Here is a 19,443-nt window from a genome sequence, read left to right as displayed (position 1 = left end):
CCGGCTCTTGTGCTGGTCTGCAAGGGCGGGAGCATTGTTTACACCGAGGATGTCGGCGGTTCGAGCCCGTCATCGCCCACCATGTTTTCTCAAGGGTTTGAGGTTTTCCGGTTCAGCAGCCGCCACGAAACCCGTATCGAACAGCCGCTTTGCGGACCGAATCGGCCCGTTCGCGTTCAGTGATGTACCGCGGCTCCAGGTCGCCCGGTTCAACGCGAGATGGTATGCTCGTCATATTATCGGCAAGGGAGGTTCGGCATGCCTGTAACGGTTGGTGCGCACCATCTGACGCTGTTCACACACGACATGGACCGTTTCATTCGCTTTTATGAAGAAATCTTCGACGCGGAAACGAAGTTCGATCTGTCCGAGCCCGGTCCCGGTGGCGGCACTCTTCGTCACTCACTAATCGACGTTGGAGGTGGCTTTGCCCTTCATCCGTTCCAAATGCCGGAACCAACGGGGTATGAAGATGGGTCGATGCAGATGGGCAAGAGAGGTCACATAGATCATCTTGCGCTGAAGGTACACGATGAAGAGTGCTTGCAGGAAGTCAGGCGACGTCTGGTGAAGGCCGGCGCTTCGGATGGGACCATTACAGATTTCGGCGCTGTCCGTCTTGTGAGCTTCAAGGACCCGGATGGAATGGAGGGCGAGGTCGCGCGGTGGACCAATAGCAAACGCGTGCTCGGCTTTGAAGAACGCAAGCGGGAGCTTTGGCCAGACTGATCGCGAAGGCCGCATTGGGCTGCCTCACACCTGTTCTCCAGTCATCGGCCTTTACTGTGCTATCAGCTACCTCCGATGAGGACTGGAGTCGCTGCGCGAGTCGGTCAGGCGGGGCAACGCTATCGCGCCGCCGTTGCTCGAACAAAAATTGCGTTTAGCGTTGAAATATACTTTTATCCGGGAAGAGATAATAGAACAAAAAAGTACCTTGTCTTTTAATTGTTGTTAACCATGTGTCAGCCGACATTATCCAGTTAACGCTTGAGTCCGCTATCACGGTTATGTTCCGTACCTCACCGATGTATGAGTCGTAGCAATGTGCGGATTCGGGGGCTATTTCGGTTCGATCCGGGATGCGGAAGCTTTGCTTGCGCGCATGATCGCTGCGATCGTCCATCGCGGGCCGGATGAGCAAGGGAAATTTATGACAGCCGACGCTGGGCTCGGCCATGCGCGGCTGTCGGTGATCGGCATCGGTGATGGCCAGCAGCCGATGTCTGACGAGTCAGGCAATTTGACGATTGCGTTCAACGGCGAGATTTTCAACTACCTGGAATTGCGCGAAGGGCTGATCGCCAAGGGCCGGCGCTTCCGCACGTCGAGCGACACCGAGGTCATCCTGCAGCTGTATGACGAGATGGGCGAAGACTGCCTGTCGCTTCTGAACGGCGATTTCGCCTTGGCGATTTGGGATAACAGGCGTCGGCGCATGGTGCTTGCCCGAGACCGGATGGGTGTCCGGCCGCTGTTCTACACGAACAGGGACGGCGTGCTGTACTTCGCGTCGGAGATCAAGGCGCTCCTGAAGGTTCCCGGCGTCTCGGCCGAAATCGATCCGATCGCACTCGACCAGATCTTTACGCTGTGGGCGCCGATCGCTCCCCGCACGGCTTTCCGCAATATCCACGAGCTGGAGCCGGCAAGCGTGATGATCGCGACACCGGAGCAAGTCACGATCAAGCGCTATTGGCACCTCGACTATCCGCATCGGGACGCGCCCTCGAAGCTCACCAACGAGGACGATGCGGCCGAGGAACTGCAGGCGCTGTTGAGCGATGCGGTGAGGCTTCGCATGCGCGCCGACGTGCCGGTCGGCTCTTATCTTTCGGGCGGGCTCGATTCATCCCTGGTCTCGACGCTTGCCGCCGGCATGACCCCTCTCCAGCTGCAGACATTTTCGGTGACGTTCGACAGCGCCGAGCACGACGAAAGCGCTTTCCAGATCGAGATGGCGTCAGCAATTGGCTCCCGGCACCGAACCATTGCCTGCCAGGCCGGCGATATCGCCGGCGTCTTCCCCGAAGTCATCCGCTTTGCCGAGCGGCCGATCATCCGCACCGCACCGGCCCCGCTCTATCAGTTGTCCGGCCTGGTTCGCCAGGCTGGCCTGAAAGTGGTGCTGACCGGCGAGGGCGCCGACGAGGTTTTTGCCGGCTACGATATTTTTAGGGAAGCGCGTGTGCGTCGGTTCTGCGGGCGGCAGCCGGCATCGCGCATCAGGCCACAGCTGTTCCGCAGGCTTTATCCCTATCTGCCGGGTCTGCAGCAGCAGTCCGTAGAGTATTTGGCGGCGTTCTTCGGCGCCGGCAACGCTGCGCTCGACGATCCGCTGTTCTCGCATCGGCCGCGCTTCAAGACCACGGCGGCGGCGAAGATTTTCTTTTCCGGCGACCTGCGCGCGACGTTGAAGGGCTATGATGCGGCCGAGGAACTGGTCAGCCGGTTGCCCCAGGCTTTTTCGCTATGGCACCCGCTGCATCAGGCGCAATATCTCGAAAGCCGCTTCCTGCTGCCGGGCTATATCCTGTCCAGCCAAGGCGATCGGATGGCCATGGCGCATGGGATCGAAGGACGGTTTCCCTATCTCGACCATCGCCTGGTGGAATTTGCCGCAAGACTTCCGCCTGAAATGAAGCTGAAGGGACTGGTCGAAAAGCACATATTGCGCAAAGCCGCGGGGCATCTGCTTCCCGGCGCGATCGGGGAGCGTGCCAAGCAGCCCTACCGGGCGCCGGAAGCCCGCTCCTTCGTTGGAGCCGGGGAACTGGACTATGTGCGTGATTGCTTAAGTGAAGCGAACATCGCTGCCGGCGGACTGTTCAACGCCAAGGCGGTGGCCAGCCTTCATGAGAAATGCCGCACGCAGCCAGCGTCGGGATTCCGCGACAACGCTGCCTTCGTCGGCATCCTGTCGACGCAGCTGTGGCAGAAGAATTTCACCGGCCAAGAAGCCAGTGCAGCAAGAGCAGCTTGAGGAATCCAGGGAAGGGAAAAAATGATGATAACAATCAAGGACAAGGTCAGAGCCTTTATCGTCGACAATTTCTTGTTCGGCGACACGTCTTACGAACTTGCAGATACAGCCTCGCTGATCGAGAACGACATCATCGACTCGACCGCCGTGGTCGAACTCGTGGCGTTCATCGAGGATACCTTCGGCATTGCGATGGTCGATTCCGACATCGTGCCGGCCAATCTGGATTCGATTGACCGTATTTCATCCTTCATCAAGGCGAAAGCGCCGGCAGTCTAGGCGCGATCGGCGAGGAGCGTCCGTGCGGATCGAACATTTTCTGGCCGCGAATGCCGCTGCCCAACCTGCCAAGACGGCATTGATCACCGGGCATAAAAGGCTGAGCTACGAAGAATTTTACGATCTCTCGAGCCGCCTTGCCGCTGCGCTTTTCGCGAACGGCGTCAGGCGCAACGACCGGGTCGTCGTTTTCATGGACAATTGCTGGGAGATCGCGGTTTCGATTTTCGCCGTGCTCAAGGCAGGGGCGACCTTCATCCCGGTCAACCCATCGACCAAGGCCGACAAGCTTGCCTACATCCTTGCCGATTGCGACGCTGCTGCGATCCTCACCCAGGCAAAACTGATGCCCGTGGTCACTGAAGCCTGCGGCGGCAACACCGGCATCTTCGTGGCTTCGACCGTCGGTGCCGATGGTCAATGCCCGGTGGGGGCCACATCCCTGGCCGACTGCCTGACGCTTGAAGCCGGAGAGATCGACCACCGCGGCATCGACGTCGATCTGGCGATGTTGATCTACACGTCGGGCTCGACCGGCCGGCCCAAGGGCGTGATGATGACGCACCGCAATTGCGACGCGGCCTCGGACTCCATCACCACCTATCTGCGCAACACGTCCGACGACATCATTTTGAATGTGCTTCCGCTCGCCTTCGACTATGGCCTTTATCAGTTGCTGATGGCCGTCAGGCTCGGCGCCACGCTTGTGCTCGAAAAATCCTTCGCCTTTCCTCAGGCGATCTTTGAGCGTATCCGCGAGGAGGGCGTCACCGGTCTTCCGCTGGTGCCGACGATGGCAGCGATGATCCTGCAGATGCGTGACCTGGAGCCGGGCTTCCTGCCCAGCGTTCGCTATATTTCCAATACGGCGGCGGCCTTGCCGCCGGCCCATATCGAACGCCTGCGCTGCCTTTTCCCCGGTGTCAGGCTGTATTCGATGTATGGCCAGACCGAATGCAAGCGCTGCACCTATCTGCCGCCCGAGGAACTCGATCGCCGGCCGGGGTCGGTCGGCATAGCCATTCCGAACACCGAAGTGTTTGTCGTCGACGACCACGGGCAACGCGTGCCGCCAGGTGTGGCGGGTGAGCTGGTCATTCGCGGACCGCACGTCATGCAGGGTTATTGGCGAAACGAAGCTGCGACCGAACGAGCGCTGCGGCCGGGCCCGAACCCTTGGGAGAAGGTCCTCTACACCGGTGATCTGTTCAGGACCGATGAGGGCGGCTTTCTCTATTTCGTCGGCCGCAAGGACGACATCATAAAGACGCGGGGAGAGAAGGTGGCGCCGAAGGAAGTGGAAGCCGTGCTTCACGGCCATCCGGGCATCGCCGAGGCCGTTGTCGTCGGTGTGCCGGATCCGCTGCTCGGGCATGCGATCGGCGCGCTCGTCATACGCTCGGACCCGAAGCTCAGCGAAAAGGATGTCATGCGCCACTGCGCCCGTCATCTCGAGGATTTCATGGTGCCCAAAATCATAGAGTTCCGTCTGGAATTGCCGAAGACGGATACGGGCAAGGTCAGCCGCCAGCTTGCGTCGGAGATGATGGAGGCCGCGCAATGAGCGTTCGCCCCGGCGATGACGCGCCGGCCATTCTGGCGCAGGCCCTGGCGATCGACCCCGGCGCCGAAACGGACAGGATCGTGAGCGCCTTGCGCCAGCAGTTGCGCGGCATTCGCAAGCGCGGCCTGGTGCTCGGTCTTTCCGGCGGGATCGATTCCAGCGTTTCGGTGGCGTTGGCGGCGCGAGCCGTCGGGCCACAGAATGTACTGTGCCTCTTCATGCCGGAAAACGATTCCGATCCGGAAAGTCTGCGGCTCGGCCGCCTTGTCGCCGGCACTTTCGGTGTCGAGGCCATTGTGGAGGATATCGGGCCGACCTTGCGCGCCATGGGCTGCTATCAGCGTCGCGACGCCTTCATCCGCGAATTGGTCCCGGACTACGGCGAAGGCTGGGCCTCGAAGATCGTGATTGCGAACGCCCTCGAGCATGAGGGCTACAATATTTCGTCGCTGGTGGTGCAGGACCCCGGGGGCAAGCAGACCAAAATAAGAATGCCGCTGCCGGTCTATCTCGGCATCGTCGCCGCCACCAACATGAAACAGCGCACCCGTAAGCAGATCGAATATTTTCATGCCGACCGGCTGAACTTCGCTGTTCTAGGAACGCCCAACCGGCTGGAATACGACCAGGGCTTCTTCGTCAAGAACGGTGACGGCGCGGCGGACGTCAAGCCGATCGCGCACCTCTATAAAACGCAGGTCTATGCGCTCGCGGCCCATCTCGGCGTGCCCGAGGAAATCCGCAATCGGCCGCCGACCACCGATACCTACTCGCTGGCGCAGACGCAGGAGGAGTTCTACTTCTCGCTTCCCTATGACCGCATGGATCTTTGCCTTTGCGGCCTCAACAACGGCGTGGCGGCCGAAGTGGTGGGGCAGGCGGCAGGACTGGACGCCTCGCAGGTGGAACACGTCTGGGCCGACATCGCCGCCAAACGCAAGGCAACGCGCTACCTGCACCTGCGCCCGCAACTCGTTCATGAGGTCGAGGAAGTCGATACCTGACCTGCCTCTCCAACCTAGCCACGGCGACCGCTTCAGGGTGACCGATGTTCCGCCTGTCCGTCTTGAATGCGCTGGGCCAGTCGGACGGAAATCGGCGGTGCTGGACTAGTTGCCGTGGACAAGGCTTAATGCTGCGCGGCGAGACTGCCGGGGGCGATTATGAGATCACCGCAGCAAGTGACCGATGGCGGCGATGTTCTCGATGCTGTCGTCATCGGGGCCGGCTGGGCAGGCCTGGGTGTCAGCTATTGGCTGGCGCGACGGGGGCTGCGCCACAGCGTATTGGAGCGGGGCCGCATAGGAGAGACCTGGCGCACACAGCGATGGGATTTATTTCGGATGAATACCCCCAACGTCCAGACCGTCATGCCGGGCGATTGCTATGACGGTCCGGATCCGGATGGTGCCCTGACGCGCGATCAGTTTGTTACTCTCCTTGAGGATTTCGCCGGGCGCAATGCGCTGCCGATCGAACCGGATACTGCGGTAAGCGAACTCACGCACGAGAATGGCGCCTATCGGCTGACCACCTCACACGGCACGCGTTGGGCGCGCAATGTGATCGTCGCAAGCGGCAGCCTGAATTGTCCGGTGCGCCCGGTCTGGGCCGCCGCGCTGTCGCCCGCTCTCCGCCAGATCGACGCCTCCGGCTACCGCAGCGCAGCCGATCTGCCCGATGGAGCGGTGCTGGTGGTCGGAAGCGGCCAATCTGGTGCCCAGATCGCGGAGGAATTGGCGGACGCGGGTCGAACGGTCTTCCTTGCGACCAGTCGTGTCGGACGGCTTCCACGGCGCTACCGGGGTCGCGACATCATGGTCTGGCTGCTCGAAAGCGGGTTTCTCGACGTGCGCCGGGAGGAGGTCATTCGACTTGCGGGACGCATTCCGCCGCGTGGTGTGCTCGGGTCGGTGCGCACGATAAGCCTTCAGGCGCTCAGCGCCCAGGGTGTCGTGCTGCTTGGGCGTCTCATCGGCATCGAGTATGGCGGCAGCCTCTCGTTTGCCGACGATCTCGAAGCGAATGCCCGCTTTGCGGATGAAGCCTCCGAAAATGTCAAACGCAATGTCGACGACTATATCAGCCGCATGGGGATCGACGCACCCGTTGCGGAGCCCGACCCGGCGGAGACGGTCGCGATGCGTCAGCCGAACCCGAAGATCGGTTCGCTCGATCTCTCCCGCTCCGGCGTAACGAGCGTGGTGTGGTGCACGGGCTTTAAGGGCGATTTCAGTTGGATGAGGCTTCCCGGTGCGCTCGACAGCGCCGGACAGCCTGTTCACGCGGATGGCGTGGCCGCCCTGCCGCGCCTTTACTTCGCACGCAAGTCCGGCACCATCCTGGCGATCGCCGAGGAAGCACCTCGCCTTGTCGAACATATCGCAGGGCATTCGTGACCGCCTGGCATAGTCAAGAAGCTCCTGACAGCTGAGCGAAGGCAAAGGCTTCCAACGATCAGCCAATATCTTCGCTCCCCCACGACTGAATGCTTCAGGTGAAGCGGCCCAGCCGGCTCCACTGCTCGCCCGCAAGCCCGTTCAGGAAAGCTTGCGAGTTCTTCATGGCGTTCAAAAGCTCTGGATCGCGTGAATGCACCACGGTCGAGGCAACGGTCAGGAAAGCGATGCGTCGCCCAAGCATTGCTTCCAGAAGTGCAGGTTGAATGCGGCCGCGCAGGCCGCTGACGCCGCGGGCGGCAGCATCATCGATCAGGCAGTCGATCACCGAACCAGCCTGGCCGGGGAGGGAGAGGATCTGCAGCACGCGGCCGATTCCACCTGCCAGTGCGTGATAGGCGAATGCGCCGACATTGGTGCCGACCGGCGATGCCACGGAAACGTAGACAAGCTCGCCCAGATCCGGCCTTTGTGCCGCATCGGTCAGCATATGATCAAGCTGGCCTGCCGCCCAACTCGGGCGCAGGGCGAACTGGGCGGTCAACGGTTCGACGAGCCTGGCAAATGCGTCGCTGTCGATTTGCGATGTCCGAAAAGCCCCATGACCTGCCCCGTCCGCCGCCACACCGGACCAGCGTCGTTCGCTGGACTTCATTCGCCTGCAATAAAACCGGTCGATTGCATGCGCAAACGGATTGAGCATTCGGACAGATTTCATGCGACTGGCGGAAAGGCTGAGCACAAAGCTCGACGGCCGCATCACGCGCACCCAGTCGAGACTGTATTGCGGCAGGACAACGCCGCGCAGCCGGGTCCACAATTTTGCGGAAATATCATTGGCGGTCTCGCTGAACGAGATATCCTGCGGGCCATCCAGATAAGCCTTCAACAAGCGGGCGCCGGCCATCGGGTCGCGCTCATGATCCTCGACCATCAGCGAGCTGCAGATGGCGGCGCGTAATTGCCGGCCGTTGAATTGCATCGGCAACACGTGAACGCCGACGAACCCGGAGACGTCGCCGGCGTCGTTGACATGGACAAGCGAGCGGAGATCGCCTCCGCAACCGGGCGCCTCCAGATAAAACCGTCTCATATAGTCGATGAGCGCGGCCGGCGCTTCGGTCCGCTCCTTGCGCAGCACGCGTTGAAACATGCCTGCGACTGCCGGAAGATCGGCACTTTCCAGGGCGCGAATGACGCTCAAGCCCGGCTCCCGGCACCGGAGTCCCCGCGATTCCAGACCATGGCAAGGCCCGGCTCCCCATTGGCCATCGCCGCGAACGGCAACTGCCCGCAGCTATGCAATCTACAATTGCACTCGCTCCGGTGGTGGTCGAAAGGAGAGCTGTAACGCTGCGGCAAGGCAGACCCTTTGCTTGATCATGAAAACGAGCGTCGTTGCTGTTACCAGCTTCGGGTAAACCGATGTTGAAGTATTGGACGGCGAATCGAGTTTATCGGGCGCGGATCATGGCGGAAGCAGGCGGAAATCCTTGCCTTCGGGCAGCAGCTGCCCGCCATCGACGATGATGGTGGTGCCGGTGATGTAGCTGGCGTCGTCCGAGGCCAGGAACAGGAAGGCATTGGCCACGTCGCGCGGGCTGCCGAGGCGGCCGAGCGGGATGGAGTCCTCCATGTTCTTGATATAGGCGGCGCCGCGATGCAGCTGGATGGCTTCGGTGAGGATGTTGCCGGGCTCGACGCCGTTGACGGTGATGCCGTAGCCCGAGAATTCGAGAGCGGCCGAACGGATCAGGCCGTTGATGCCGGCCTTGGTCGCCGAATAGTGGCCGTGACCGGGGCTGGTGACGTGCGGGCCGGTGATGGAGGAGGTGAACAGCATGCGGCCAGAGTGCTGCGCCTTCATCGGAACGAGCGCGGCACGGGCGGCATTGAAGCTGCCGCGCAAATTGACCGCCATGACACGGTCCCAGTCCTCCGGGCTGGTGTTTTCCAGCAATTGCCAGGGATAGATGCCGGCATTCTGGACCATGATGTCGAGACGGCCGTGATGGTCGAGCGCCAGTGCTACGGCGGCCTCGGCATCGGCCATCTGCGAGATGTCGGTGCGGATGAAGGCAGCGCCGACTTCGTCCGCGGCCGCTTGCCCGGCCTCGACCTCGGTATCGGCCAGCACCAGCTTGGCGCCTTCTTCGGCAAAGCGCTGTGCGATGCCCTTGCCGATGCCGCGCGCACTGCCGACGATCAGCGCGACCTTGTCCGAAAGTCTTCCGATCCCTGGACGCCCGGTCATGCCAGCCCCCCTCTCATGCCAGTCTTTGTCGGATGGTTTGCTTGAACGCGTCGAGCAGCACGGCGGCAAGCACCAGCAGGCCATGGATCACCTGGGTGAAGTTGGCCGGCAGGCCCATGAGGTTGATTGCGGTGTTGATGGCCGACAGCAACAGCACGCCGGCATAGACGCCGGGCAGGGTGCCGACGCCGCCCTTCAGGCTGACACCGCCGATGACGACGGCGGCGAAGGCGTTGAACAGCAGGCCGACGCCGAGATTGGCGGTGGCGCCGGAGGTGCGGATCGCCAGCAGCCAGCCGGCAAGGCCGGCGATGGCGCCGGCGAGAACGAAGGCGATGACGAGGTTGCGGTTGACGCGGATGCCGGCGCGGAAGGTTGCGGTCTCGTTGCCGCCGATCATGATCAGGTGCCTGCCGAAGGGGGTCTTGGCCATGATCAGCGAGAACACCACGAAACACGCAATCGCGATCCAGGCGGTGAGCGGCAGGCCAAGCAGGCGCTGAATGCCGAACCAGCGGATTGCCGGCGCGAGGTCCTGTGCCGAGCGGCCGCCGGAAATGACCAGCACGAGGCCGCGCACCCAGATGTAGGACGCCAGTGTGATGATGAAGGCGCTCATCTTCACCTTGACGACCAGGTAGCCGTTGATGGCGCCGATGATGCCGCCGACGACAAGCCCAATCAGCAGCGAAACCGGAACCATCAGCCATTCCGGGTGCAACTGAACGCCAAGGCCGATACCCGCCGAGCAGAACAGGATGCCGACCGCCATGGCACTGAGCGCCGCCACGGATTCGACCGACAGGTCCATGTGACCGGTGATGATGACCAGCGCCAGGCCGATCGACATGACGCCAAGCACGCTCGACGCCTCGATGATGTTGGCGAAGATGCCGAGCTGGAAATAGTTCGGAATGGAGATGGAGAAGACCACCAGCACGACGACCAGCATGAACCAGACGAGGTTGTCGAGGACGAATTCGAGGGCGTGGCGCGTGCGGGGTGACATGTGCTGATCCGGCTGGCGCATCGATTCTCGAAAAGGATCACGCGCGGATTGGAAAAATTGCTGCAGCTTGCTCTGCGCGTCCGTTCGAACGCCCAGGGCTCCGGGCCAGCGCGGCCCGAAGCCTTGGGCGATTTTTTGCTACTCGACCGGCTTCACGGTGCCCGAGGGCGGCTTCATGTTGCCCCAGAAGGCCGGGTTGTCGACGTTTTCCTTGGTGATCGCAGCGCCGGGGATCTTGATGTTCGGTCCCCAGGCTTCGATCGTCACGGCCGACTTCAGGCCGAGCACGTCGTACTCGCCCGGCTTGATCTCCTGCTTGTTGACGACCTTGTCCATGAACATGGCGACGGCGGCGGCCTGTGCGTAGAGCGGCTGCTCGACTTCGACGTTGAGCCAGCCCTTGCGGATCAGGTCGAGGCCGACCGGCGCACCGTTCGAGCTCATCAGCATGACGTCGCCCGGCTTCTTGCCGGCGGCCTCGAGCGAGGCGACGGCAGCGACCGAGAGATGGGCGGCGTGGCTGAAGATCAGGTCGATATCCGGGTTGGCGAGCATCTGGTCGTTGACGATGGTTCCGGCTGCATCCGCCGCCCATTGCATGGCCGGAACCGAGATGATCTTGACGTCCGGGAACGCCTTCATCTTCTCCTCGAAACCCTTCTGGATATCGAGCGTGTAGGGGTCGCCGGGATCGCCGAGCACCTGGAGGATCTTGCCTTTCACCGATCCGTGCTTCGCCTTCAAGAGTTTTTCGGCTTGGTCGGCGGCAATCTGGCCGATCTCGACCGTTCCAGCCACCGAGGTGAAGTCGGATGGCGTCGAGGTGATCTGGCGATCGAACTCGACAACCGGGATGCCGGCGGCGCGGGCGGCCTCGATCGACGGCTTCAACGCATTGAAATCGACGGCGGCAAGAATGATCGCCGACGGTTTGAGCGCAATGACGTCGTTCATCTGCGATTGCTGAGCGTCGGTCTTGTTGTCGGCGTTCAGCGTCTTCATCTCGTAGCCGACCTGCTTCAGGAACATCTCCAGAGCGCTCACCGAGCCGGTCTGGAATTCGTCGAGCAATGTCGGCACCAGGTAGTAGACGGTGCCCTTGGACTGGGCGAATGCCGGCGTGAGCGTGGCAAAGGCCAGTGCCAGGATACCGAAGACGGAAAGAAGTATTCTCTTCATGTCGTTCGCTCCTCTTGCGCCGGACCCCTCATTTGTCCCTCAGCCTGCCGGTCCGGCACCGGCGAGCGTCTCTCCGGTGATCATGTCGATCACCGCGTCGGGACTTGTCTTGTTGCGCGCGACATCGCCGGCCACGACGCCTTGCCGGATCACCACGATCCGGTCGGCGACCTGGAAGGCCTGCTGCATGATATGGGTGATGATGACGACGCCGATGCCTTGCCTCGCCACTTGGCGGATCATGTCGAGGCCGCGCCGCGTCTGCTCGACACCGAGTGCTGCGAACGGCTCGTCGAGAAGCACGAGCTTGCCGCCAAAATGCACGAATCGATTGAGTTCGATGGCCTGCCGCTGGCCGCCCGAGAGATGCTCGACATTGGTTCTGAGCGAAGGGATGCGGGTGCCGGCGCTGGCCAAGGCCTTTTCGACCACCTGCTCCATGGCCGGTTCGTCGAGCACGGGAACGCCAAGGAATTTCCTGGTGATCTCGCGGCCCATGAAGAAATTGGCCACCACGTCGACATTGGTGCAAAGCGAGAGGTCCTGGTAGACGGTCTCGATCCCAGCCGCCTTGGCCTCGGCGGGAGATTTGGCGAGGAATTCCTTGCCCTCGAACAGCATGCGGCCGGAGGTCGGCTCCAGGCCGCCGGCGATGATCTTGACCAGCGTCGATTTGCCGGCGCCATTGTCGCCCAGAAGCGCCACCACCTCGCCTTTGCCGATCGAGAAGCTGATGCCCTTGAGCGCTTCGATCGCGCCAAAATTCTTGGTGACATTGTCGAGCACCAGCAGGGGTTGGCTCATGCCAGGCTGAGCTCCGCTCATGCCAGGCTGAGCTCCGCTCATGCCGCGATCCCCTTGCCTTGCAGTATATCTCGCCCGCGTTCGCGCTCGGCGGTGAATATCTGGCCGAAGCGCGGCGAAAGCACGCCTGAGACGGCAAGTGCGGCGGCCCCGCGCAGCACCGCATGCTGGCCGCCGCGTGCGACGGTGACACGCGGCGCCGTGCGGTCGCTTCGCGCCGAGATCGAGTTGGCAAGCCTGGCAGCCGAACCGGCCAGCCGTTCAAGCAGATCGGTGGACGCCAGTCCGCCGAGGATGATGGTTTCGGGATCGAACAGGTTCTCGACGATGGTGATGGCGTTGCGGAAGATCGGCCCGACTTCGTCAACCCAATCGGCGTCGCTGATGTTCCGGCGCTGCAGCGCCTCGAGCGAGAGGTATCGTTCGAGGCAGCCGCGATTGCCGCAGGGGCACGGCTCGCCACCCGGCACAACAGGGATGTGTCCGATTTCGCCGGCATTTCCCCAGGCGCCGCGCAACGCGCTTCCGTCATGGACCATGACGCCGCCAAGACCGACGCCGAAATACAGATAGTAGTATTCGGAATACCCGGTCCCGAGGCCATACAGGCGCTCGCCCATTGCCGCGGCCGCCATGTCGGTCTCAAAAAACGCGGGCAGCCCGGTCGAGGCCTCCAGCCGTTCCCGAAGTGCCACGTCCTTCCAGCCGGTCATCGTCGTCGGGCCGATAAAGCTCATCGACTCCACGCCGAAAGGGCCGGGCAGCGCCATGCCGATGCCGAGAACGCGACCGCCCGGCCGCAGCCCGGTCAATTCAAGCACCATCGCGCCGATCAGATCGAAGGCATGGTCTGGCGTTGCGTTGGCGGCCTCGCGGTAGGCGCTCTCGATCACGTCTCCGCTCAAATTGATCAGCGCCGCATTGATGCCGAGCGGGGTGACGTGGATGCCGACGGCATAGCCGCCCTCCGGATTGATCCGCAGCGTCGCCGGAGGCAGCCCGCGCCCGCGCGGCTCTTCGCGCATCGACAGGACGTAGCCGTGCTCTTCCAACTCGCGAACGATGGTCGAGACCGTTTGAACAGTGAGCCCGACCCGCTTGGCAATGTCGCCGCGGGCGATCGGACCGTGAAGGCGAATGGACTCAAGGACGATACGCCTGTTGTAAGGCCGCCCAAACTCCTGATTGGTCCCCCGCAGTGCCATGTCTTGCATCCCTGGGAGACAAGAGGTTCGCACCAAATATTTATTCAGTCAAATGGAATTCAAAAAGAATGACTGGTGTGAAGTGCGGGCAGAGCGCCGAAGCTGCAGATCTCCCCCCTTGCGGGGGAGATGGCCGGCAGGCCAGAGGGGGGTGGGAAGGATCGCCGACTTTTCGCGTTAGTCGCCCTAACCGCCAAGCCAATTCAAGAACGCGGCTGCTATTGGTTGACAGGCCGGCGGGACAGCACCCCCTCTGTCCTGCCGGACATCTCCCCCGCAAGGGGGGAGATCGGCAGTTTTTTCCGACGACACTCTTTTGCAGCCTGGGCGATGCCTGCAGCCACTAAAGATACCGCGCGACCTTCTTGCCGACCCTCAGGAAGCGCAGCGGGTCGATGGCCTCGCCATGATGGCGGATTTCGTAATGCAGATGCGGGCCGGTCGAGCGGCCGCTGCTGCCGGTTTTGCCGATGACGTCGCCGGCGTTGAGCCTCTTGCCGACGGTCACGTCGATTTTGCTGAGATGCCCATAGCGCGTCGCAAAGCCATTGCCATGGTCGACCTCGACCATGCGGCCGTAGCCGCCGTTCCAGCCGGCCTTGACGACGACGCCGGGCGCCGTGACCTTGGCTGGCATCCCGGTCGGCGCCCTGAAATCCATCCCCGAATGCAGCGCGGCGGTGCCGAGGAGCGGATCGGTGCGCACGCCGAACGGGCTGGTGACCGAGCGACCGGGCGCGGGGTTGGCGAGCGGCAGCCGTCGCGCCTCCGTCTTCAGCCGGTCGAGCGCGTCCAGCGCCTCGTCGAGTTCCCTTACCTTGCTGTCGAACGTCATCGAACTGTCGAGTGGTATCAGCGGACCGCCGGCATCGCTCTTGCCGAAATCGCCGTCGACCGGCAGGCCAGCCGCCTCGAGCGCCTGAGAAATCGCGTCGGCGTTTTTGTAGGCGTTGTCGGCAAGCGTGGCGATGCGGGTGAGCTGCTGGCTCTCTATGGCCTTGAGCGCGGCGTTGATCGACACGAACAGCCTGTCGGCACGATCGGCCGCCGTGTCGCTCGGCAGCGGATCGGAGCGGGTCGACCACAGCGAGAACGGCCTGGTGTCGCCAGCGCCAAGGTTGGCGCCGAGGCTGGCAACCGCATAGGCCTGTAGCGGGGCGTCGGTCACCTCGGCGCGTTTATCCGGCTTTGCGGACGCAGCCGTGCCTGCGGCGGGCGGCGTTCCGACGTCGCTCTCGGCGCGTTCGAGGAGCGGGCCGATGCGGCCGTGGCGCAGGCTGAGCTGGGTCTGTCGTTCCAGCAACTCGCCAACTTTGGTTTCCATGAGCTGCTGGTCGAGAAGCTGACGGCTGGTGATCCGGTCGACCTGGGCGCGCAGTGCGGAGATGCGGTCCTCATAGGCCTGCTGCATGCGCGCCTGCCGTGCCGTGGTCGCGCCGATCAGGTCGTCGCGCAGCACGAGATAGGAGGTCGCCAGCAGATAGCCTATCGCCATCGCCGCCAGCGCCGAGCCGCAAAATGCGGCGACCCATGGCCGTATGGTGAAATGCCTGATCTCGTTGCCCCGGGCGATAATGACCGTATGGGGCTCGTTGCGCCTGCCAAAGACCGTTGACTGACTGGCTACGTTCACAGGACAAGCTTTCGTTACGACACCAATGACAAGCCCGATTACACATCATTAAGGTTAACGGTCGGTTGCTGGCGCCCAGCCTGCAGCCCATGGGTTGCAGCCGGATTGCTTCGGCGCCCGTGCTTCACACGGGTTCAGGCCACAGCCGAAATTGACGTCCCGAAATCGACGTCAAAGAGCGCGCACGGCCTCAAGCACCGCCTCGGCATGGCCTTTGACGCGAACGTTTCGCCAGATCCGGGCGATCCGTCCGTCGCTGCCGATCAGGAACGTTGCGCGCTCGACGCCCATATAGCGGCGGCCATAGAGTTGCTTCTCGACCCACAGATGATAGGCTTCGATCACCTTGCGCTCCTCGTCGGCGACGAGGTCGACGGTCAGATCGTATTTCGACTTGAATTTGTCGTGTTTTCGGACGCTGTCCGGCGACAGGCCGATCACCACAGCGCCGAGCTTTTCGAATTCCGGCTTCAACTGCGAAAAGCCGATCGCCTCGTTGGTGCAGCCGGTGGTGTCGTCCTGCGGATAGAAGTAAAGCACGACCGGCTTTCCCCGCAATGACGCGAGGCTGAGCGATCCGCCGCCGTCGCGGGGAAGGTCGAACTGCGGCGCAACGTCGCCGACGTCGAGATCAGCCATATCGATGCCCTTGTTTGTGGTTACGCGCGAAGCCTCATCGATATATTGTCGCACCGGGAGTCGTCCACGGTCGAGTTCGTTCAACGGAAAATTGTGTGGATCAGGAGCAGCCGCAGCACGAGAAGATCAGATTCAGGCGTGATGAAATCACCGACCTGGGGGCCTTCCCGTCCGCGTGCCGCATACCGCCGCTCGGCCAGGGCCGCGGCGTTGGTATTCTTGCGCGGCTGTTTGCCGGCCTTTTGGCGCTTGTGCTGCTGGCCACCGCCGCTGTCTATGCGATCGGCATGTCCGGCTTCGGCACCGAGCGGCTGCGGGCCGAAGCGGAAACGGCCATCGAGAAATTGGCCGGCGTCGACGTCGACGTTGCGGTCGGGCCGGCCCGTCTCACGCTCGACGGATCGAGCTTCATTGCGCTGCAGGTCAGCGACGTCAGCCTCAAGACGGCCGACGGCAAGCCGATGGCCGATGCCGGGCGTGTCCGCTTCGGCGTAAGGCTGATGCCGCTGCTTTCGGGCGAGGTGCGGCTTACCAGCGCCAGGATTTCCGACGCGCGCATCGTGATGACGGCGCTGCCGTCGGGTGGCGACTGGACGGCGGCACTGCGCAATGACGACGGCCTCATCGATCCGGAAAGGCTGGCCGGCATGGTCTTTGCCAGCATCGGTCACGCGCTCGATGCGGTGCGCGAGGAGCAGATGCGCCGGATCGAGCTGCGCAATGTCGACCTCGTTCCGCCCGAGGCCGGGTTGGTCAAACTGGTCAGGATCGCGGATGCTACCGTTGCGCAGTCGGGGCCGGGCGGCATGGAGTTTTCATCCGACGCGGCTGTCGACGGCAGGGCACTCACCATCGCCGCCTCAGCCAGCCGTGATGCGACGACGCGGCGCGTGACGGCGTTGGATGCCAGCGTCGAGATAGCGCAGCTTGACCAGGCTGCGGCAGCGCCGGGCGGGACGCTTGGCGCGATTGCCTTGAAGCTGGCGGGATCGGAAGGATCCGGCGAGAACGCGTCGCGGCTGACGGCCTCGTTGTCGTTCGCCGGTTCCGTCCTCGATCTTGGCACGCGTGGCTCGCTTCCAGCCGATGTCGATCTCGCTGCGACGCTTGTCGCCGGCGCCAACAAGGTCCAGGTGGACCGGCTGCAAGTGAGGACGGGTCGCTCGACATTCGCGTTCGCCGGTTCGATCGGGCCGAAGCCGGCGACCGGAACAGCAGGCGAGGAGCCGTCCTATCGCTACGACCTGACCAGCGACGGCTCGACACTGGCGCCTTCGGAATCCTCCGAACCCGCGCTCGATTTCATCGCCCGGGTGGCCGGCGTCTACCAGACCCGCAGCCGCAAGCTGGTGGCCGAGCAAATCGGGATCAGGTCCGGGTCCGCCAGCGAGGCGCTGGGCACGGCTTCGGTCGAATTCCCCGAGGGAAAGGTGCCGGGCATATCTGTAGCCTTCAACGTCCACGACATGCCGGTCTCGCATGTCAAGCAGTTGTGGCCCTGGTTTGCGGCGCGAAACGCTCGCCTGTGGGTGTTGAAAAACCTGTTCGGCGGCCGTGTCGTCGACGCCAGCCTGCAGTTCCAGGTCGTGCCCGGGCGCCTTGGCAACGGCATCCCGCTTTCATCTGATGAGGTATTCGGCCGTTTCCAGGTCGAAGGATCGCGCTTCGATACAGCCGGTCACATCCCGCCGATACGCGATGCCGTCGGCGTCGTCGAATTCCACGGCAATGACGTCGACATCGCCTTGTCCTCGGGCAACGTCTATATGGCCAGCGGCCGCACGGTCGCGGCAAGCAACGGCACGATGACGGTCAAGGCGGCGAACCGCCCGCCGGTGATCGGCGCGCTCGATATCGATGTTGCCGGGGAGGCGTCCGCGATCGCCGAGCTCGCTTCCTACGAGCCGATCAACGGCATGCGCCGTGTCGGGCTGCTGCCGGAAGACCTGTCCGGCACGGTGACCGGCCACGTCAAGGCGGACATTCCGCTGCAGCGCGGCGTCGACAGCTCGAAACTCGATTGGCTGGTGACGCTCGATTACAAGGACCTGTCGCTGGGCAAGCCGTTCGAAGACCAGACGGTGACGGACGCGGACGGTTCGATCACGGTCGAACCCGAGAAGGCGGTGATATCAGCCAAGGCGCTGCTCAATGGCATTCCAGCCGAACTCGACCTGATCGAACCGCTCAGGGATGGCGGACCGCCACGCAGCCGAAAAGTGGCGCTGACGCTCGACGACAAGATACGTGCCGCCGCCATGCCTGGCCTGTCGGAGCTGCTTTCCGGAACCGTCAAGGTTGAGATCGACAAGAGCGGCACGGGCAACACGGGCAACCAGACTGTCTCGGCGGACCTGACCAATGCCAGGCTGGACATTCCCTGGGCAGGCTGGAGCAAGGGCCCCGGCATTCCAGCCAATGTCACATTTGCCATGGCCAAATCCGGCGACACCACGACGCTGTCCGACTTCGACCTGAATGGAAAGACCTTTTCGATCGATGGCGGCGTGGTGCTGGTCAAAGGCGCCCTGTCCTCGGCGCGGTTCAGCAACGTCAAGCTGAACCGGGGAGACAACGTTGCCGTTTCGGTGAAACGATCGGGCAAGGGCTACGCGATCGACATCAGCGGCAGCGCGCTGGACGCGCGCTCGCTGATCAAGCAATTCACGTCCGATGTCGACACCGCCACCAAGGCCACCGGTTCCGACGCGATTTCGGTCAGCGCCGACGTCAATTCGCTGACCGGCTTCCACAACGAGACGCTGTCGAACCTGAAGCTCGACTACAGCGCCGCCGGCTCAAGGGTGAATGGGCTCAAGGTGAGCGCCACGGCAAGTTCGGGTGCTGCCATCAGCATCAGCAATACGACCGGCGCCGGCAAGCGCGCCCTCAACGTGCGGTCGGCCGACGCCGGCGCCATCCTGCGGTTCCTCAACATCTATGAGCATATGGAGGGCGGCTCGATCACCCTGGCCCTCGCCGGGGCAAGCGATGGGCCGATGAAGGGCCAGGTCGACTCGCATGATTTCTTCGTGGTCAACGAGCCGAAACTCGCCTCGCTCGTATCGACGACGCCGGCCGGTGACAGCCGCAGCCTCAATGAAGCCGTCAAAGCCAATATCGACACGTCGAGAGTGAAGTTCGAGCGCGGCTTTTCCGAGATCGAAAAGGGCGCCGGCTATCTGAAGCTGGCCAATGGCGTGCTGCGCGGCCCGCGCATCGGCACCACCTTCCAGGGCACGCTGTACGACCGCAACAACAACATGGACATGACCGGGACCTTCATGCCGGTCTACGGCATCAACCGCATCTTTGGCGAACTGCCGCTGTTCGGCGCGTTGCTCGGCAATGGCCGCGATCGCGGGCTGATCGGCGTGACTTACCGGCTCAGGGGCAATGCCAACAAGCCCAAACTGGACGTCAATCCGCTGTCGGTGATCGCGCCCGGAATTTTCAGGTCGATCTTCGAGTACCGGTAAGGGCAAAACCCAATCA

15 protein-coding genes are annotated in these 19,443 nt (G+C 62.8%); 7 read left to right on the top strand and 8 right to left on the bottom strand.

Annotated features, from left to right (window positions below; translation table 11 throughout):
* The first annotated feature begins 258 nt into the window (after positions 1-258).
* From BLT09_RS06505 to BLT09_RS06480, 6 genes are all read left to right on the top strand, one after another.
* Complete coding sequence (locus tag BLT09_RS06505) at positions 259-729, top strand: VOC family protein (protein WP_091591464.1); 471 nt, start codon at positions 259-261, stop codon at positions 727-729.
* A gap of 316 nt (positions 730-1,045) precedes the next feature.
* Positions 1,046-2,983, top strand: a complete 1,938-nt coding sequence (gene asnB, locus BLT09_RS06500; RefSeq protein WP_091591462.1) for an asparagine synthase (glutamine-hydrolyzing) — start codon at positions 1,046-1,048, stop codon at positions 2,981-2,983.
* 21 nt (positions 2,984-3,004) lie between these two features.
* Positions 3,005-3,262, top strand: a complete 258-nt coding sequence (locus BLT09_RS06495) for an acyl carrier protein (RefSeq protein WP_091591461.1) — start codon at positions 3,005-3,007, stop codon at positions 3,260-3,262.
* A gap of 22 nt (positions 3,263-3,284) precedes the next feature.
* Positions 3,285-4,826, top strand: a complete 1,542-nt coding sequence (locus BLT09_RS06490) for a class I adenylate-forming enzyme family protein (protein ID WP_091591459.1) — start codon at positions 3,285-3,287, stop codon at positions 4,824-4,826.
* Entirely contained in the window at positions 4,823-5,830 is a 1,008-nt protein-coding gene (gene nadE, locus BLT09_RS06485) for an NAD(+) synthase (RefSeq protein WP_091591457.1), read from the top strand. The genes BLT09_RS06490 and nadE overlap by 4 nt, the downstream gene beginning before the upstream one ends.
* A gap of 159 nt (positions 5,831-5,989) precedes the next feature.
* Positions 5,990-7,225: a flavin-containing monooxygenase gene (locus BLT09_RS06480; protein ID WP_167366347.1), complete on the top strand. Its 1,236-nt coding sequence runs from the start codon at positions 5,990-5,992 to the stop codon at positions 7,223-7,225.
* 94 nt (positions 7,226-7,319) lie between these two features.
* Here the strand turns inward: BLT09_RS06480 and BLT09_RS06475 are convergent, their stop codons facing one another.
* The 8 genes from BLT09_RS06475 to BLT09_RS06440 form a co-directional block, all read right to left on the bottom strand.
* Positions 7,320-8,429 carry a hypothetical protein gene (locus BLT09_RS06475; protein WP_091591454.1) on the bottom strand — a complete coding sequence of 370 codons (1,110 nt, stop codon included), beginning with the start codon at positions 8,427-8,429 and terminating at the stop codon, positions 7,320-7,322.
* 264 nt (positions 8,430-8,693) lie between these two features.
* Complete coding sequence (locus BLT09_RS06470; RefSeq protein WP_091591453.1) at positions 8,694-9,479, bottom strand: SDR family NAD(P)-dependent oxidoreductase; 786 nt, start codon at positions 9,477-9,479, stop codon at positions 8,694-8,696.
* A 13-nt stretch (positions 9,480-9,492) separates the two neighbouring features.
* Positions 9,493-10,488: an ABC transporter permease gene (locus BLT09_RS06465; RefSeq protein WP_091591842.1), complete on the bottom strand. Its 996-nt coding sequence runs from the start codon at positions 10,486-10,488 to the stop codon at positions 9,493-9,495.
* 138 nt (positions 10,489-10,626) lie between these two features.
* Positions 10,627-11,667, bottom strand: a complete 1,041-nt coding sequence (locus BLT09_RS06460; RefSeq protein ID WP_091591450.1) for a sugar ABC transporter substrate-binding protein — start codon at positions 11,665-11,667, stop codon at positions 10,627-10,629.
* A 39-nt stretch (positions 11,668-11,706) separates the two neighbouring features.
* Positions 11,707-12,471 carry an ATP-binding cassette domain-containing protein gene (locus BLT09_RS06455; RefSeq protein ID WP_091591840.1) on the bottom strand — a complete coding sequence of 255 codons (765 nt, stop codon included), beginning with the start codon at positions 12,469-12,471 and terminating at the stop codon, positions 11,707-11,709.
* Between the two features lie 38 nt (positions 12,472-12,509).
* Positions 12,510-13,676: an ROK family transcriptional regulator gene (locus BLT09_RS06450; protein ID WP_091591839.1), complete on the bottom strand. Its 1,167-nt coding sequence runs from the start codon at positions 13,674-13,676 to the stop codon at positions 12,510-12,512.
* Positions 13,677-14,019: 343 nt separating this feature from the next.
* Positions 14,020-15,309 carry a M23 family metallopeptidase gene (locus BLT09_RS06445; protein ID WP_091591448.1) on the bottom strand — a complete coding sequence of 430 codons (1,290 nt, stop codon included), beginning with the start codon at positions 15,307-15,309 and terminating at the stop codon, positions 14,020-14,022.
* A gap of 171 nt (positions 15,310-15,480) precedes the next feature.
* The gene (locus tag BLT09_RS06440) at positions 15,481-15,948 is read right to left on the bottom strand and encodes a peroxiredoxin (RefSeq protein ID WP_091591837.1); all 468 of its coding nucleotides are present in this window, start codon (positions 15,946-15,948) and stop codon (positions 15,481-15,483) included.
* A gap of 95 nt (positions 15,949-16,043) precedes the next feature.
* On the opposite strand from BLT09_RS06440, the gene BLT09_RS06435 reads away from it, so the two are divergent.
* The gene (locus BLT09_RS06435) at positions 16,044-19,427 is read left to right on the top strand and encodes a YhdP family protein (RefSeq protein ID WP_091591447.1); all 3,384 of its coding nucleotides are present in this window, start codon (positions 16,044-16,046) and stop codon (positions 19,425-19,427) included.
* Positions 19,428-19,443 lie beyond the last annotated feature (16 nt).

Source organism: Mesorhizobium muleiense (assembly GCF_900099905.1).
GTDB classification, from domain to species: Bacteria; Pseudomonadota; Alphaproteobacteria; order Rhizobiales; family Rhizobiaceae; genus Mesorhizobium; species Mesorhizobium muleiense.
This window is presented reverse-complemented; position numbering and strand designations above follow the sequence as displayed.

Coding starts and splice junctions, on each gene's coding strand:
- BLT09_RS06480 (WP_167366347.1), top strand. CDS start 5,990: ATGAGATCACCGCAGCAAGTGACCGATGGCGGCGATGTTCTCGATGCT.
- BLT09_RS06455 (WP_091591840.1), bottom strand. CDS start 12,471: ATGAGCCAACCCCTGCTGGTGCTCGACAATGTCACCAAGAATTTTGGC.
- BLT09_RS06470 (WP_091591453.1), bottom strand. CDS start 9,479: ATGACCGGGCGTCCAGGGATCGGAAGACTTTCGGACAAGGTCGCGCTG.
- BLT09_RS06505 (WP_091591464.1), top strand. CDS start 259: ATGCCTGTAACGGTTGGTGCGCACCATCTGACGCTGTTCACACACGAC.
- asnB (WP_091591462.1), top strand. CDS start 1,046: ATGTGCGGATTCGGGGGCTATTTCGGTTCGATCCGGGATGCGGAAGCT.
- BLT09_RS06495 (WP_091591461.1), top strand. CDS start 3,005: ATGATGATAACAATCAAGGACAAGGTCAGAGCCTTTATCGTCGACAAT.
- BLT09_RS06440 (WP_091591837.1), bottom strand. CDS start 15,948: ATGGCTGATCTCGACGTCGGCGACGTTGCGCCGCAGTTCGACCTTCCC.
- BLT09_RS06450 (WP_091591839.1), bottom strand. CDS start 13,676: ATGGCACTGCGGGGGACCAATCAGGAGTTTGGGCGGCCTTACAACAGG.
- BLT09_RS06465 (WP_091591842.1), bottom strand. CDS start 10,488: ATGTCACCCCGCACGCGCCACGCCCTCGAATTCGTCCTCGACAACCTC.
- nadE (WP_091591457.1), top strand. CDS start 4,823: ATGAGCGTTCGCCCCGGCGATGACGCGCCGGCCATTCTGGCGCAGGCC.
- BLT09_RS06460 (WP_091591450.1), bottom strand. CDS start 11,667: ATGAAGAGAATACTTCTTTCCGTCTTCGGTATCCTGGCACTGGCCTTT.